The sequence below is a fragment of the Leclercia sp. EC_58 genome, from assembly GCF_019584355.1.
Lineage (GTDB): Bacteria > Pseudomonadota > Gammaproteobacteria > Enterobacterales > Enterobacteriaceae > Enterobacter.
This window is the reverse complement of sequence record NZ_VDAM01000001.1, coordinates 2,302,311-2,317,609: the sequence shown is the minus strand read 5'-3', so window position 1 is coordinate 2,317,609 and position 15,299 is coordinate 2,302,311. Positions and strand designations below refer to the sequence as shown.

Annotated in this window: 12 protein-coding genes and 1 CRISPR repeat array; of the genes, 10 read left to right on the top strand and 2 right to left on the bottom strand. The window is 59.3% G+C overall.

What is annotated here, in order from left to right:
* The first annotated feature begins 71 nt into the window (after positions 1 to 71).
* From flhA to FHC51_RS11325, 6 genes are all read left to right on the top strand, one after another.
* The gene (flhA, locus tag FHC51_RS11350; protein WP_220435567.1) at positions 72 to 2,156 is read left to right on the top strand and encodes a formate hydrogenlyase transcriptional activator FlhA; all 2,085 of its coding nucleotides are present in this window, start codon (positions 72 to 74) and stop codon (positions 2,154 to 2,156) included.
* Positions 2,157 to 2,213: 57 nt separating this feature from the next.
* Positions 2,214 to 2,858, top strand: a complete 645-nt coding sequence (entD, locus tag FHC51_RS11345; RefSeq protein WP_220435566.1) for an enterobactin synthase subunit EntD — start codon at positions 2,214 to 2,216, stop codon at positions 2,856 to 2,858.
* A 135-nt stretch (positions 2,859 to 2,993) separates the two neighbouring features.
* Positions 2,994 to 3,935: a D-ribose ABC transporter substrate-binding protein gene (locus FHC51_RS11340; protein ID WP_103824134.1), complete on the top strand. Its 942-nt coding sequence runs from the start codon at positions 2,994 to 2,996 to the stop codon at positions 3,933 to 3,935.
* An 11-nt stretch (positions 3,936 to 3,946) separates the two neighbouring features.
* Positions 3,947 to 4,555 (top strand): DUF2291 family protein, encoded by a 609-nt coding sequence (locus tag FHC51_RS11335; RefSeq protein ID WP_220435565.1) that lies wholly within the window; start codon positions 3,947 to 3,949, stop codon positions 4,553 to 4,555.
* Positions 4,555 to 6,081 (top strand): sugar ABC transporter ATP-binding protein, encoded by a 1,527-nt coding sequence (locus tag FHC51_RS11330; protein WP_199182739.1) that lies wholly within the window; start codon positions 4,555 to 4,557, stop codon positions 6,079 to 6,081. The genes FHC51_RS11335 and FHC51_RS11330 overlap by 1 nt, the downstream gene beginning before the upstream one ends.
* A gap of 1 nt (position 6,082) precedes the next feature.
* Positions 6,083 to 7,171, top strand: coding sequence for an ABC transporter permease (locus FHC51_RS11325; protein ID WP_103824133.1), 1,089 nt, complete (start codon positions 6,083 to 6,085; stop codon positions 7,169 to 7,171).
* A 115-nt stretch (positions 7,172 to 7,286) separates the two neighbouring features.
* Here FHC51_RS11325 and FHC51_RS11320 read toward each other — a convergent pair whose 3' ends face one another.
* Entirely contained in the window at positions 7,287 to 8,240 is a 954-nt protein-coding gene (locus FHC51_RS11320) for a sugar-binding transcriptional regulator (protein ID WP_220435564.1), read from the bottom strand.
* 296 nt (positions 8,241 to 8,536) lie between these two features.
* Between FHC51_RS11320 and FHC51_RS11315 the strand changes: the two genes are divergently transcribed.
* The 4 genes from FHC51_RS11315 to FHC51_RS11300 are packed head-to-tail and all read left to right on the top strand — an operon-like array spanning position 8,537 to position 13,277.
* The gene (locus FHC51_RS11315; protein WP_220435563.1) at positions 8,537 to 9,367 is read left to right on the top strand and encodes a transketolase; all 831 of its coding nucleotides are present in this window, start codon (positions 8,537 to 8,539) and stop codon (positions 9,365 to 9,367) included.
* Entirely contained in the window at positions 9,360 to 10,310 is a 951-nt protein-coding gene (locus FHC51_RS11310) for a transketolase family protein (RefSeq protein WP_220435562.1), read from the top strand. Before FHC51_RS11315 ends, FHC51_RS11310 begins: the two co-directional genes overlap by 8 nt.
* Positions 10,311 to 10,344: 34 nt before the next feature.
* Entirely contained in the window at positions 10,345 to 11,763 is a 1,419-nt protein-coding gene (locus tag FHC51_RS11305; RefSeq protein ID WP_220435561.1) for an L-fucose/L-arabinose isomerase family protein, read from the top strand.
* A 14-nt stretch (positions 11,764 to 11,777) separates the two neighbouring features.
* The gene (locus FHC51_RS11300) at positions 11,778 to 13,277 is read left to right on the top strand and encodes an FGGY family carbohydrate kinase (protein ID WP_220435560.1); all 1,500 of its coding nucleotides are present in this window, start codon (positions 11,778 to 11,780) and stop codon (positions 13,275 to 13,277) included.
* A 123-nt stretch (positions 13,278 to 13,400) separates the two neighbouring features.
* Positions 13,401 to 14,510: direct repeats of the CRISPR family, unit length 28 nt; unit sequence TTTCTAAGCTGCCTGTACGGCAGTGAAC.
* Positions 14,511 to 14,639: 129 nt separating this feature from the next.
* Here FHC51_RS11300 and cas6f read toward each other — a convergent pair.
* The gene (gene cas6f / locus FHC51_RS11295; RefSeq protein ID WP_220435559.1) at positions 14,640 to 15,212 is read right to left on the bottom strand and encodes a type I-F CRISPR-associated endoribonuclease Cas6/Csy4; all 573 of its coding nucleotides are present in this window, start codon (positions 15,210 to 15,212) and stop codon (positions 14,640 to 14,642) included.
* Positions 15,213 to 15,299: the final 87 nt, after the last annotated feature.

The following is a 15,299-nucleotide window of genomic DNA, read 5'->3' as shown; positions in this document are numbered from 1 at the left end:
TACACTAAATCAGTAAGTTGGCAGCATTACCCATTCGTCTCTCATTTTTCTGGATACTCTGGATAAAACGCATGTCGTATACACCCACCAACGATCCTGTCGATCACGGATTGTTCGACATTACCCGTACTTTGCTGCAACAGACCGATCTTTGCGCCCTGGCGCAGGCGCTGACCCAGCATGTCCGGCAGATAAACCTCGCCGATAGCGTCCATATTCTGCTCTGGCAGTCGGAATCGCGCCGGGTTTATCTCTACAGCACCGACGAACAGGGCTGTGATATCCGCTACGAAGATGAGCCCCTGCTGGCGAGCGGCCCTTTCCGCCGCATGCTTTCCCGCCCGGACGTGCTGCACTGCACGGCGGCGGCCTTTAACGAGACCTGGCCGCAGCTTGCCGCCCTCGATCGTTATCCTTCGTTTGCTCACTATTGCCTGACGCCCATCGCCGCCGACGGCCGCATCTTCGGCGGCTGCGAGTTCTTGCGCGCTCAGGAGAAGCCCTGGAGCGACAGCGATTTTTCCCGCCTGCAAACCCTGACCCAGGCGGCCGGACTGGCCGTGGAGCAGATCCAGGCGCGGATGCACAACAGCGACAACTATGACCTGCTCTGGCGGGAGCGTAACGATTTTCGCCTGCTGGTGGCGATCACCAACGCCGTACTGTCGAAGCTCGACCTTGATGAGCTGGTGTCGGAGGTGGCGCAGGAGATCCAGCGCAACTTCGGCATTGACTCCATCAGCATGGTGCTGCGCAGCGATCGCAAAGGGAAGCTCCTTGTCTATTCCACCCATTATCTCGATAAAGAGGCGCCCCTGCACGACCAGAGCGAGGTGGACGAAAAAGGCACGCTGTCTGAAAAAGTGATGCGCAACAAGCAGATGCTGATGCTTAACCTGCATCACCGGGATCAGCACGCCCCCTACGAACGCATGCTGTTTGATATGTGGGGGGAGCAGGATCAGACCCTGTGCCTGTTCCCGCTGATGTTCCGCGATCGGGTGCTGGGCACCCTGAAGCTGGCGCAGTGCAAAGCCCAGGTGTTTACCCCGTCCAATCTGAAGCTGCTGAACCAGATTGCTGAACGTGTCGCCATCGCCGTGGATAATGCCCTCTCCTACCGGGAAATCAGCCATCTTAAGGAGCGGTTGATCGACGAAAACCTGGCCCTGACCGAGCAGATCAACAACGTTGCCACCGACTTTGGCGAAATCATTGGCCGCAGCAGCGCCATGATGACGGTAATGAAGCAGGTGGAGATGGTCGCCCAGAGTAACAGCACCGTGCTGATCCTCGGCGAGACCGGCACCGGCAAGGAGCTGATTGCCCGCGCCATTCACAACCTGAGCGGGCGCCGCGATCGGCGGATGGTGAAGATGAACTGCGCGGCGATGCCTGCCGGACTGCTGGAGAGCGATCTGTTTGGTCACGAACGCGGGGCCTTTACCGGCGCCAGCGCCCAGCGCATTGGCCGCTTTGAGCTGGCAGACAAAAGCACCCTGTTCCTGGATGAAGTGGGCGATATGCCCATTGAGCTTCAGCCCAAGCTGCTGCGCGTGCTCCAGGAGCAGGAGTTTGAGCGCCTCGGCAGCAACCGCATCATCCACACCGACGTGCGGCTGATTGCCGCCACCAACCGCGACCTGACGCAGATGGTGGCCGACCGCGAATTCCGCAGCGATCTCTACTATCGCCTTAACGTCTTCCCCATCTTCCTTCCGCCGCTGCGCGAACGGCCGGAAGATATTCCCCTGCTGGTGAAATCTTTCACCTTTAAGATTGCCCACCGGCTGGGACGCAACATCGACAGCATACCGGCAGAGACCCTGCGCCAGCTCAGCAGGATGGAGTGGCCGGGCAACGTGCGCGAGCTGGAAAACGTGATTGAGCGTGCCGTGTTGCTCACCCGCGGCAATGTCCTGCAGCTTTCGATGCCGGATATCGATTTTCATCGCGCCAGCAGTGCCGCGCCGGAGACCGTGGTAAGCGATATCCGCGAAGGCGAGGAGGAGTATCAGCACATCGTGCGGGTGCTGAAAGAGACCAACGGGGTGATCGCCGGACCGCGAGGCGCAGCCCAGCGTCTGGGGCTGAAACGCACCACCCTGCTGTCGCGCATGAAGCGCCTGGGGATCGACAAAAACGCCCTCCTTTGAGCAACCGGGCCGCAAACAGGTTAAGATAGCGCTCCTTTTGTCCACCGCGAGAAGAACATGCAGACCACCCACGCCACATTTCTTCTCGCCGGACAGACCGTGCACCGCGTCACCTTCGATCCCGCCACCTTCACCGAGGCCGATCTGCTCTGGCTTCCGCACCATCCCCAGCTTTCTGACGCCGGACGCAAACGCAAAGCCGACCACCTGGCCGGGCGCATCGCTGCCTTTCATGCCCTGAACCGGCAGGCCATTCCCGGCATCGGCAGCAGCGGCGAACCGCTGTGGCCTGCCGGGGTGCGGGGCAGCCTCTCCCACAGCGGCACGCAGGCGGTAGCGATTTGCCGCGATAATGGCCTGGTGGGGATCGATTGCGAAGCGATTATCGCGGAAAACGAAGCGCGTGAGATTCAGGATGGCGTGATTGATCCTGCTGAAGCCCAGGTGCTGGCCGACTGCGGTCTTCCCTTCGCTCTCGCCTTCACTCTGGTGTTTAGCGCCAAAGAGAGCCTGTTCAAAGCGCTCTTCCCTCAGGTACAGGCGTGGATGGGGTTTGAATGCGCGCGCGTCACCTCCCTGACCGCCGACGCTCTGACCTTAACGCTGACCCGCCCGCTTCCTCCCTTCACACAAAATCAGGTATTTACCGCGCACTGGCTGCGTAAAGACGCGACGGTCGTGACGCTGATCTGTGATGAATAATTGCTCAGGATCGTGATCCTTTTCTCCTTTTAAACAAATTAGCTGCCTGAACCGTAGACAGTTTTATCAGGCAGTCTTATCGTTACATTGAATAATAAATCATTATTGAATAAATATTCAATGTGGAGAAAAAGAATGAACACGACCTTTGTAAAATCCGCTTTACTGGCCTCAATGATCGCCGCTTCCGGTTCCCTGTTTGCCGCCGATAACGGACTCATTGCGATTATTACCCCCTCACACGACAACCCGTTCTTCAAGGCTGAAGCCGACGGCGCGGCGGCGAAGGCAAAGGAGCTGGGCTACACCACCCTTGTCGCCTCGCACGACGATGACGTGAACAAACAAAACCAGCTGATTGAAACCGCCATTGCCCGTAAGGCGAAAGCGATCATCCTGGATAACGCCGGGGCGGATGCCACCGTCGGTCCGCTGGAGAAGGCCAAAGCGGCAGGCGTCCCTGCTTTCCTGATCGATCGTGAAATCAACAAAACCGGCGTGGCGGTAGCGCAAATTGTCTCGAACAACTATCAGGGGGCGCAGCTCGGTGCGGAGAAATTCGTCAAGCTGCTGGACGGCAAAGGGAAATACGTTGAGCTGCTGGGCCGTCCGTCGGACACCAACGCCCACGTGCGCTCCCAGGGCTATCACGACGTCATCGACGACTACCCGGACATGAAGATGGTGGCGCAGCAGACCGCCAACTGGAGCCAGACCGAAGCCTTCACCCGTATGGAAGCCATCCTGCAGACCAACCCCGATATCGTGGGCGTGATCTCCGGTAACGACACCATGGCGCTGGGCGCCGAAGCCGCCCTGAAGGCCGCCGGGAAGAACAACGTGATTGTGGTCGGCTTTGACGGCAGCGACTACACCCGCGACTCGATCCTGAAGAACGGCAACATCAAAGCCACGGTGCTGCAGCCAGGCTGGCAGCAGGCGCAGATGGCCGTTGAGCAGGCCGACTACTACCTGAAAAACGGCAAAGCGCAAAAAGATGAGAAGCAGCTGATGGACTGCGTGCTCATCGACGAATCCAACGCCAGCAAGCTGAACCTGTTTAACCTCAGCAAATAAGCGGAGGCAGTATGCGATTAACACAATGGGGCGCCGCGCTGACAGGCGCAGCCGCCCTGTTGCTGACGGCCTGCACCGTGGTGGATCTGGATGAGAACGGCAAGCCGATCATGCCTGCCGATCCCAACGCCAAAGCGAGCTTTGACAACCAGACCCCACAGCAGATCGCGCAACAAACCTGGCAGCCGCGGATCCTCGACGCCGCGAAAAATCATGCCCTGGACGCCAGCGCCCTCTCCACCCAGCTGAACACGCCCGCAGCCACACCGCAGAGCGTCTTCGTGCGCCTCACCGGCAAGGTGGAGCGCGTGGATGCCAGCAACGCGCGTGAGCAGAAGCTGGTGATGACGGTGAACGGCCAGCCGATGGAGATCCAGAGCGGGCCGGTGATGCGCGGCAACGCCATCCGCGACGCCGCCGGGTTCCGCTTCGATGAATTTACCAACCAGGTTCAGTATGCCCAGCTCTCCCGCGCCCTGAACCGCGAGGCGGCGAAGCATCTGCCGAAAATCGACGACAGCTGGAGCGGCAAAAATGCCACCGTGCTGTTCGCCACCACCCTGACGGGCGGCAAGGCGAATGAGGCGGCAGCGCTGGAACTGAAACAGGAGACGCCGTGATGAGCGATACCCCGGCAGACGACATTATCCTCAGCACCCGCGGCATCTCGATGCTCTTTCCCGGCACCGTGGCGCTGGATAAGGTCGATTACCGCGTCTGGCGCGGCAAAGTGAACGTGATTATTGGCGAGAACGGCGCCGGGAAATCGACGCTGATGAAGATCCTCGCAGGCGTCCAGCAGCCCAGCCTCGGCGAGATGTGGCTCAACGGCAAACAGGTCTCGTTCGCCAGTACCCGGGATGCCGCCGCCCACGGCATTGGCATGGTGCACCAGGAGCTGAACCTGTTTGAGAACCTCAACGTGGCGGAGAACGTCTTCCTTGGCCGCGAGCTGCAAAAAGGGATAACGCCGATCAACGAGGCGGAACAGGAGGCCCGCACCGCGGAGCTGCTGAAGCGCCTCGATCAGCCAATCTCCCCGCGGGAGCTGGTGGGCAATCTGAAGGTGGGACAGCAGCAGTTGATCGAGATCGCCAAGGCGCTGGCCGAGGATGCCGACATCCTGATCCTCGACGAGCCCACCTCGGCGCTGAGTAAAACCGAGGTGGAGATCCTGTTTCGGGTGATCCGCGAGCTGACCCGTCAGGGGGTCTCCATCATCTATATCTCCCACCGGCTGGAAGAGCTGATGGCGATAGGTGATGTGATCACCATTTTGCGCGACGGCAAATTCCAGGCTGAGGCGAAGGTGCAGGATATCGACGTGCCGTGGATTGTGCGCGAGATGCTCGGCAGCGACCCGGTGAGTAACTTCCTTGAGCCGGGCCGTACCTTCGGCGCGCCGGTGCTGGAGGCGGAGCACATCACCTGCGTCAACGCTGCCGGCAATACGGTGGTCAACGACGTCAGCTTCCAGGTCAAAGCCGGGGAGATCGTCGGCATCTACGGCCTGATGGGGGCCGGACGCACGGAGCTGTTCGAGTGCATGCTCGGCACCGAGCGCAACTATCTGGGCAAGCTGTGGCTCGACAGTAAGCCGGTGCCCCAGCGCTTAACCACCGCCGAGCGTATCCGCATGGGGATGAGCCTGGTGCCGGAAGACCGCAAACGCACCGGCATTTTTCCCGGCTCGTCGGTGGCCAGCAACCTGACCATCGCCAGCCTGTGGCGTCGGTTGCAGCGCGGCTTTGCCATCGCGCAAAAGGCGGAGCAGCAGGTCGTCGCCAGCACCATCGGCAACCTGTCGATCAAGGTCTCCACCCCGGAAGTAGAGATCCAGGCGCTCAGCGGCGGCAACCAGCAAAAGGTGGTGATTGGCCGCTCGCTGCTGACCAACCCGAAGGTGCTCTTCCTTGATGAGCCGACCCGCGGCATCGACGTGGGGGCCAAAGCGGACGTGTTCCGTATGATGGTGCAGCTCTCTGAGCAGGGGATCGCGGTGGTCTTCTCCACCTCGGATTTGAAAGAGATTATGGCGGTATCTGACCGCATTCTGGTGATGTCCGGCGGCAAACTGACCGCCGATATTGTTCGCGATCGGGCCGAAGAGTCGGCACTGGTAACCGCAAGTGCTCAGGGGTTCTAAGATGAAAACGACACAGTCTGTCGCGCTGGCGCCGCATAAAGGGGCCGCGCTTTCCCGGGAAAATGTTCTGCTGCTGTTGCTGAAAATGCGCACCTTCATTGCGCTGTTTTTGATTGTCGGCTTCTTCACCATGACCGTGCCGGGCTTTCTCTCCACCGGCAGCCTGGTGATCATGATTAAGCATATCGCCATCAACGCATTTCTGGCGCTGGGGATCACCTTTGTGATCATCACCGCCGGGATCGACCTTTCTATCGGCGCCACCCTGGGGCTGTGCGGGATGATTGCCGGGTGGATGATCACCAAAGGGATTGTGCTGCCGATGTTTGGCATCGCCATCTTCCCGAGCGTGTGGGTGATTGTGCCCGTGGTGCTGCTGATTGGTGCGCTGATAGGGGCGGTGAACGGCTGGATCATCACCCGCTATAACGTGGCGCCCTTTATCTGCACGCTGGGCACCATGTACGTGCTGCGTGGCGCGTCGATGCTGACCTCCGACGGCCAGACCTTCCCGGGGCTCTCCGGTAACCCGCAGCTGGGGAATACCGGCTTTGATGAGATTGGCGCAGGCACGTTCCTCGGCATTCCGTGGGCCATCTGGATGATGATCGTGCTGGCGCTGGTGATCGCCTACATCGCCCGCCGCCTGCCCTTTGGCCGCCACGTCTACGCCATCGGCGATAACGAGCGCGCGGCAGAACTCTCCGGGGTGCGGGTCAAGCAGGTGAAAGTGCTGGTCTATACCCTGTCCGGCTTCTGCGCCGCTATCGCCGGGATTGTGGTCTCTGCCCAGCTGTTAGCCAGCCATCCGGCCAACGGCACCGCCTTTGAGATGAACGCCATCGCCGCGGTGGTGCTGGGCGGCACCTCGCTTGCCGGAGGCCGCGGCACCATCCTCGGCACCCTGATCGGCGCCTTCGTCATCGGCTTTTTGGCCGACGGCCTGGTGATGATGGGGGTGAGCGAGTTCTGGCAGATGGTGATCAAAGGGATTGTGATTATCGTGGCGGTGATTATCGACCAGATGCAAAACCGGATGCAGCAGAAAGCGGCGGTGGTGGCGCAGAAGGCGGTGATGGAAGGGAAGTAGCGGAGGTAAAAGCAAAACGGCAACGCACGTTGCCGTTTTTGATGTTTGTACCCTCTCCCCGTGGGAGAGGGCCAGGGTGAGGGCATCAGGCCGCGCCGATCCCGGGCGTTTTGCCTTATGCCGTTTTCAACAAACTCCGCGCCGTCGGGTAATCGGTGATTAACACGTCGATATACTTCCCTTCCAGCGCCCCGCGAATGGCGTTGCGTTTCTCTTCCCCGCCCGCCAGGGCGATCACCTGCGGGCAGGCGCGGATCTGCGCCAGCTCCATACCAATCACCGGATCTTCTTCCGCACTCAGCACCGGCTCGCCTTTCGCATCGTAGTAATGCAGGCAGATATCCCCTACCGCCCCGCGTTCGGCCAGCAGTTTAAGCATCTCTTCGTTGTAGTAGTTGCCGGAGTTTTTCAGCAGCTGCGACGGCTCCAGCTCGCCGATGCCGACGATCGCCACATCCACTTCGGCAAATTTGCTCACCACCGCCGCCACGTCCGGGCTGCTCACCAGCCTGGCGCGCTCCTCTACCGAGTGCTCAATACTTTGCGACGGCAACAGCCACGCCGGGCAGCCAAGATGCGCCGCCAGCTGCTGGGTAAGAATGGTCGCCTGCACGTTGCCGTTGGGACCCACGCCGCCAAGAAGCTGGATCACCCCCGCGGCGCGAATATTCTGCGGGTGCATCTCATCCACCATGCAGCGGATGGTGCTGCTCCAGGAGGAGATCCCCACCAGGTCTTCCGGACGCAGACGGGTTTCGACATAGTGCGCCGCCGCGCTGCCGATGGCGTGCTTGATCTGGGCACTGGACGGGTTCTCGCCCACATCCACCACGATGGCCTGTCGAATGCCGTACTGCTCCTCCAGCGCCTTTTCCAGCGAGACAAAAATATTGGTAGGCTGAACGACGGTAATTTTGACCAGCCCCTCTTTCTGGCAGCGCGTCAGCGCCCGCGACACGAAGGATTGCGAGAGGTGCAGCAGGGAGGCAATCTCGGACTGCTTTTTATTTTCGCTGTAGTAAAGTGTGGCGATCTTCACCAGCAATCGCTGTTCATCCTGTTTCGACATAACGTTCCCCTTAATCGGCTGTCGTTATTTTTATTCATCACTGAATATTTAACAAGCAAGCGCCCGCCCGATCCGCCAGGCAAATGTGATCCTTTTCTCCTTTCTTCGAAATTTGCCCGCTCAAACCGTAGACAAACCTCCTGACTGGGCATATCTTACATTATATGAATAATAAATCAGCATTGAATATATATTCAAAGCGGTCATAAACCCCTGCTCTGACAGAGAGAACAGGGAAATAGCTCACCCGGCTGGAATAATTATTCATATCAGATTATAAATTCAGGAGGTATGTTATGAATCCGTTTTCGCTCTCCATCGCGGAGCTCGAAACCCGGGCGCGCTCGATTCGTCGCCGGATCATCGTGCTGAATGCCGAAAGCCCGGCGGGCGGCCACACCGGGGCCGATCTGTCGCAGGTCGAACTGCTCACCGCCCTCTACTTCCGCATTCTGAACTGCTCCCCGCAGCTGAAGGATAGCGATGAACGCGATATCTATATCCAGTCGAAAGGCCACGCGGTGGGCGGTTATTACTGCGTGCTGGCCGAAGCCGGGTTTATCCCCGTTGAGTGGCTCTCCACCTATCAGCATGCCGACTCCCATCTGCCGGGCCATCCGGTGAAACATAAAACGCCGGGGATTGAACTGAATACCGGCGCGCTGGGGCATGGTCTGCCGGTAGCGGTCGGGATCGCCCTGGCGGCAAAACGCAACAACAGCAAGCGCCGGGTGTTTGTAGTGACCGGTGACGGGGAGCTGGCGGAAGGCAGCAACTGGGAGGCTGCGCTGGTCGCCGCCCACTATCAGCTGGATAACCTGTTCATTATCAACGACAAAAACAATCTGCAGCTGGCGGGCTCCACCAAAGAGATCCTCAATACCGATCCGCTGGATGAGAAATGGAAAGCGTTCGGCCTGGAGGTGACCGCCTGCAACGGCAACGACATGGCGGACGTGGTCGCCACCCTGGAAGGGCTGAAACCCAACGGCAAACCCCATGTGGTGATCGCCCACACCACCAAGGGCGCGGGAATTTCGTTTATTCAGGGACGGCCTGAATGGCACCACCGGGTGCCGAAAGGGGAAGAGATTGAACTGGCGCTGGAGGAACTGAAAGATGAGTAATAGCGAACACCTCGCCACGGTGATGGTGAATGCCTTTATTGACGCCGTTGAACGCGGCGTGGACCTGGTGCCGGTGGTGGCGGACTCCACCTCCACGGCGAAAATTGCCCCCTTTATGCAGCGCTTCCCGGGCCGCCTGGTCAACGTCGGCATCGCTGAGCAGACGCTGGTGGGTGCCGCTGCCGGTCTGGCAATCGGCGGCAAGATCGCCGTCACCTGCAACGCCGCGCCATTTTTGATCTCCCGCGCTAACGAGCAGATCAAAGTCGACATTTGCTACAACAACACCAACGTCAAGCTGTTCGGCCTGAACGCGGGGGCCAGCTACGGGCCGCTCGCCAGCACCCACCACAGCATCGACGATATCGCCATTATGCGCGGCTTCGGCAATATCGAAATTTACGCCCCGTCGAGCCCGAACGAGTGCCGCCAGATCATCGACTACGCCCTCGATCATGTGGGCCCGGTCTATATCCGTCTCGACGGGAAAAACCTGCCGGAACTGCATGACGACAGCTACCGTTTTGCGCCGGGCAAGATTGACGTCCTGCGCGTAGGCCAGGACGTGGCGCTGGTGGCGATGGGCTCGACGGTACATGAAATTGTGGAAGCTGCTGCACAACTCGCGGAAGAAGGTATTGACGCAACTGTTATCAGCATTCCATCTATTCGTCCCTGTGATACCCAACAGCTGCTTGCCGCCCTCGCCCCGTGCAAGGCAGTGGTGAGCGTCGAAGAGCATAACGTCAACGGCGGCGTCGGCAGCCTGGTGGCGGAAGTGCTGGCCGAAGCGGGATGCGCCGTGCCGCTGAAACGGCTGGGGATCCCGGATGGAGAATACGCGATTGCTGCCGACAGAGCGTCAACGCGGGCACGCCACGAGATTGATGTCGCTGGGGTGGTGAAGCACGCCCGGGAAATGCTGACGCGACAGGTTTGCTGAAAATAACAACAACATCTTACTGGAGAGAAAAGCAATGTCCCGAATTCCTCAACAACTGACAATGGGCGTGGTCATCGGCAACCGGGGGTTCTTCCCAAGCTATCTGGTGGCGGAAGCGCGCGAGCAGGCGATCGCCCTCTTTGGCCGTCTGGGTATCAACACCATTATGCTCGACCCCAGCCAGACCGAACTCGGCGGCGTGGAAACCCGTCAGGATGCAAAAGCCTGCGCCGAGCTGTTTCGCGCCCACCGCGACAGCATTCACGGCATGGTGGTGCTGCTGCCTAACTTTGGCGATGAAAAAGCCATCGCCGAGACCCTGCGTCTCTCCGGCCTGAACGTGCCGGTGCTGGTGCAGGCCGAGGAGGACAACCTCGATAAAATGGGGCTGGCGACCCGCCGCGACAGCTTCTGCGGCAAAATCTCCCTGTGCAACAACCTGCGTCAGTACGGCATTCCTTTTACCCTTACCACCCAGCACGTCTGCGCCCTCAACGGTGAGGTGTTTGAGCAGGATCTGAAGCGTTTCGAGCAGGTCTGCCGCGTGGTAAGCAGCATGCGCGGCGTGCGCGTGGGGGCGATCGGTGCGCGTCCGGCGGGCTTTAACACCGTCCGCTACAGCGAAAAATTACTGGAGAGACTGGGCATCGCCGTGGAGACACTCGATCTGTCCGAAGTCTTTACCCGGATTAAAACCCTGCGCGACGATGACATCCGCGTGGATGAAAAACGGCGGATCCTGATCGATAACGCCGACGCCAGCCGCATTCCGGCCGACAAGCTGGTGACCATGGCGAAGCTGTTTGTGGTCATCAGCGAGTGGGTGGTTGCCAACGATATCGATACTACCGCCATCCAGTGCTGGACCTCGCTGCAGGAGAACCTGGGCATTAACGTCTGCTCGATCATGAGCGTCATGTCCGGGCAATTGATGCCAAGCGCCTGCGAGGTGGACGTGATGGGGGCACTCTCCATGTACGCCCTGGCCAGCAGCAATATGAACCCGGCCTCCATTGCCGACTGGAACAACAACTTCGGCGACGAGCGCGACAAGTGCGTGCTGTTCCACTGCGGTAACTTCGCCGCCGAAAGCCTGGAATCCCCGCATATGGGCACTGCCGACATCATCGGCACCACGGTCGGGAAAGAGAACACCTGCGGCGCGGTGCATGGTCGTCTGAAAAGCGGCCCCCTCACCTACTTCCGCCTGAGCACCGACGATCTGACCGGGGAAATTAAAGCCTACGTGGGCCAGGGCCAGTCGGTGGACGATCCGCTCGACACGGTGGGCTGCCGGGCGGTGATCCAGGTGCCACATCTGGAGAACCTGCTGAACTGGATCTGCCGCAACGGCTTTGAGCATCACGTGGCGATGAACCACTCCGCCAGCGCGGAGATCCTGCATGAAGCCTTTACCCGCTACCTCGGCGTCTCAACTTACCTTCATCGTTAAGGCTGGAGGCCGCTATGTCGGTGAACAAGGACATTATCATCGCCCTCGACGAGGGCACCACCAATGCCAAAGCGGTGGCGCTGGATGCCAGCGGGCATGTGGTGGCGAGCTTCTCCCGGGCGCTGGCGATCCAGACGCCTCACGAAGGCTGGGTTGAACAATCCGCCGACCTGCTGGTGGAGGCCTCTCTGGAGGTGGTGGCCCGCGCATTGGCCACCGTCGGGGTAGAGAGAGTGGCGGCGCTGGCGATCAGCAATCAGCGTGAAACCGTGGTGGGCTGGGAGCGGGCAACGGGCAAACCTATTGCTCCGGCGCTGAGCTGGCAATGTTCCCGCACCGCGGCCTTTTGCCACCAGCTGCGTGAGCAGGGCCACGGCCCGGAGATTAGAGCGGCCACGGGCCTGCCCATCGCGCCGCTGTTTTCTGCCTCCAAAATGCGCTGGCTGCTGGAGAACATCCCCGACGGCGCAGCGCGTGCCGCCCGGGGTGAGATCTGCCTCGGCACCGTTGACAGCTGGCTGCTGTGGAACCTGACCCAGGGGCAGGCGTTTAGCTGCGATTACGCCAACGCTGCCCGCACCCAGCTGATGAGCCTGCACAGCGCCGAGTGGGACCCGCAGATGCTGGCGCTGTTTGGCATCCCCCGCGCGGCCCTGCCTGATATCAAACCTTCCAGCGGACTGTTTGGTTACACCCGCGGCGGCCCCTCCATTCCGGACGGACTGCCGGTGATGGCGATGATCGGTGACTCTCACGCCGCGCTGTTTGCCCACGGTCTGGGGGCGGAGGGCTGCGTGAAGGCGACCTACGGCACTGGCTCGTCGGTGATGGCGCCGGTGGCCTCCGCCCGCAGCGAGGTGAGCGCGCTGGCCACCACCGTGGCCTGGCACGACGGCGATACGCTGGTCTACGGGCTGGAGGGGAATATCCCCCATACCGGTGACGCGGTGGCGTGGATGGCGGACAGCACCGGGCTAAGCGAGCTGTCGCAGGCGGAGCTTATCCATGAGCTCAACACCCTCCCCCGCTCGGTAGATTCCACGCTCGGCGTCTACTTTGTTCCGGCGCTGACCGGCCTTGGCGCGCCGTGGTGGAATGAAAACGCCCGCGGGATGATCCACGGCCTGAGCCGCGGCGTGAAGCGGGCGCACCTGATCCGCGCGGCGCTGGAGTCGATCGCCTATCAAATTGCCGACGTGGTGCAGGCGATGCGCGCCCATCCGGGCTTTACCCTGAACGCGCTGATGGTTGACGGCGGGCCGACAAAAAACGACTGGCTGATGCAGTACCAGGCGGACCTGCTCGGCTGCCCGGTGATGCGCAGCGACGTGGCGGAACTCTCAGCGATGGGGGCGGCACTGCTGGCCCGTAAGGCGCTGTTTAACCTGACCACCGCCCAGCTGCGCCAGTATCTGCCAGAGCATGTCACTTTTACGCCGGATATGGCACGTCACGTCCGGTTGCAGAGCCGCTGGCAGGCCTGGCAGCAGGCCGTTGCGCTGGTACGCCAATAAAAATGCCCCGTCCGGCGATACGCCAGACGGGGCAAAAAAACGGGTGCCTGTACCAGACCGGCACGGATTAAGCGGGGATTGATATTCGTGTACGCCAGTTATGCAAGGCTCTTTGATAGCCGATTTCTGAGCTGCCTGTTCGGCAGTGAACGGTCAGGATCATTTTGCGGCCTCCTCTTTTGCTTTCTAAGCTGCCTATACGGCAGTGAACATGATCCGCATCCGTGGCTGCGTTGACCGAATTTTCTAAGCTGCCTATACGGCAGTGAACATCTACGCTATGAACGGCAGCAACATAGAGCTTTTCTAAGCTGTCTGTACGGCAGTGAACCCCCGGCACCACGTTATCGACCTCACCGTACTTTTTTAAGCTGCTTGTGCAGCTGTGAACGGTTTGGTTTGGTCTGGCTGTGCTTTGCTACTTTTCTAAGCTGCCTGTACGGCAGTGAACCTCAACACGGTGTGTTGCAGATACCGCATCACTTTCTAAGCTGCCTGTACGGCAGTGAACTGTGCGTCAGCTGACCCGCAGAAAGTTATCCATTTCTAAGCTGCCTGTACGGCAGTGAACCGTGGCCCACGTTAACGATCAGCTTCTTTTGTTTTCTAAGCTGCCTGTACGGCAGTGAACTGCATACCCAACGCCAGATGGCTCATGGGAGTTTTCTAAGCTGCCTGTACGGCAGTGAACGTGCGGAAACCTATAAGCCGAAGCTGCAGGAATTTCTAAGCTGCCTGTACGGCAGTGAACCGATGATCACCGACATTGATTCGGCGGTGATCTTTCTAAGCTGCCTGTACGGCAGTGAACAACAATCTGGCTGACCGGGTTAACGCGTTTTCATTTCTAAGCTGCCTGTACGGCAGTGAACCACGCCAGGGCCGATAAACTCGCCAGGAAACTTTTCTAAGCTGCCTGTACGGCAGTGAACATTCTTTGCATGGGGGTTGATAGCGGCGGTGATTTCTAAGCTGCCTGTACGGCAGTGAACTCTTTGGCTTCGCCGGGGCGGGTTCGTTGTGTTTTCTAAGCTGCCTGTACGGCAGTGAACACCATGAACGCTAACGAACGCCACGCAGCACATTTCTAAGCTGCCTGTACGGCAGTGAACTTCAATGAGGACCTGGCCGACCCGATCATCATCTTTCTAAGCTGCCTGTACGGCAGTGAACTTTTAATCGTGGCGATCGGCGTCGCTGGTATTTTTCTAAGCTGCCTGTACGGCAGTGAACTGGAACAAAAAACCGCTATCCTTTTGTTCCTTCTAAATAAAACTACTTTCTCACCGTTTAACCCTTTTTTATTGCCGTTAATATTAACTTTTAAAAATCAGCGCATTAGCATATTACGAGAAAAAAGGGTCAAAACCAGGGGACTGTTGCCGTGTCACTCAGGCCATAGCTACTGAACGAACCGCTGACAGGTGCCGTTTGTAATTCACTATGACTGATAAATAACCTAAAACGCTGACCAGTAGATAAGCTTTTAAGATGTAAGAACGGTAAATGACAGCGTTTGTCTTTCCCTTCCGCTATTCGCTGCTGCGCCTGCTCCTCGGTTATCCACCCCTTACGTAACGAACGACGAACCAGACGCTCGACGCTACTCTTTACCTGCACACGGCTGACCACGCGCCAGCCGGTCACGTCTGGTATCGCCTGGATCGCCGTCGCGGTACTGTAGTCATTCAAACCTGCTCGCCACCTGCTCTCCTCGAGTTTGCTGAGCGCAGCCTGGCTACCGTGCAAGCGAATAACGCCACCCAGTGTTTGAGCATGTTCCGGGAAGCTGACACCAATATCTCCCTTTCCATATGCCCCTAACGCCCGATGCAGTTTGGCAAACAGTGCAGCCATCAGCGTCTCCTCGGTAAACTCAGGATCGGGCAGTACACGGATTTCCTGATTGTTACCAACGGTGCAAAACTGATCCACCCCAGCGGTTGAAAATTGATCCAGGGGTTAATCTGCTCCTCTGAATACAGGGGAGCTTATGATCACTTTTGAGATTCGTATGGAAAT

Coding starts and splice junctions, on each gene's coding strand:
- FHC51_RS11330 (WP_199182739.1), top strand. CDS start 4,555: ATGAGCGATACCCCGGCAGACGACATTATCCTCAGCACCCGCGGCATC.
- entD (WP_220435566.1), top strand. CDS start 2,214: ATGCAGACCACCCACGCCACATTTCTTCTCGCCGGACAGACCGTGCAC.
- flhA (WP_220435567.1), top strand. CDS start 72: ATGTCGTATACACCCACCAACGATCCTGTCGATCACGGATTGTTCGAC.
- FHC51_RS11315 (WP_220435563.1), top strand. CDS start 8,537: ATGAATCCGTTTTCGCTCTCCATCGCGGAGCTCGAAACCCGGGCGCGC.
- FHC51_RS11320 (WP_220435564.1), bottom strand. CDS start 8,240: ATGTCGAAACAGGATGAACAGCGATTGCTGGTGAAGATCGCCACACTT.
- FHC51_RS11325 (WP_103824133.1), top strand. CDS start 6,083: ATGAAAACGACACAGTCTGTCGCGCTGGCGCCGCATAAAGGGGCCGCG.
- FHC51_RS11340 (WP_103824134.1), top strand. CDS start 2,994: ATGAACACGACCTTTGTAAAATCCGCTTTACTGGCCTCAATGATCGCC.
- FHC51_RS11310 (WP_220435562.1), top strand. CDS start 9,360: ATGAGTAATAGCGAACACCTCGCCACGGTGATGGTGAATGCCTTTATT.
- FHC51_RS11335 (WP_220435565.1), top strand. CDS start 3,947: ATGCGATTAACACAATGGGGCGCCGCGCTGACAGGCGCAGCCGCCCTG.
- FHC51_RS11300 (WP_220435560.1), top strand. CDS start 11,778: ATGTCGGTGAACAAGGACATTATCATCGCCCTCGACGAGGGCACCACC.
- FHC51_RS11305 (WP_220435561.1), top strand. CDS start 10,345: ATGTCCCGAATTCCTCAACAACTGACAATGGGCGTGGTCATCGGCAAC.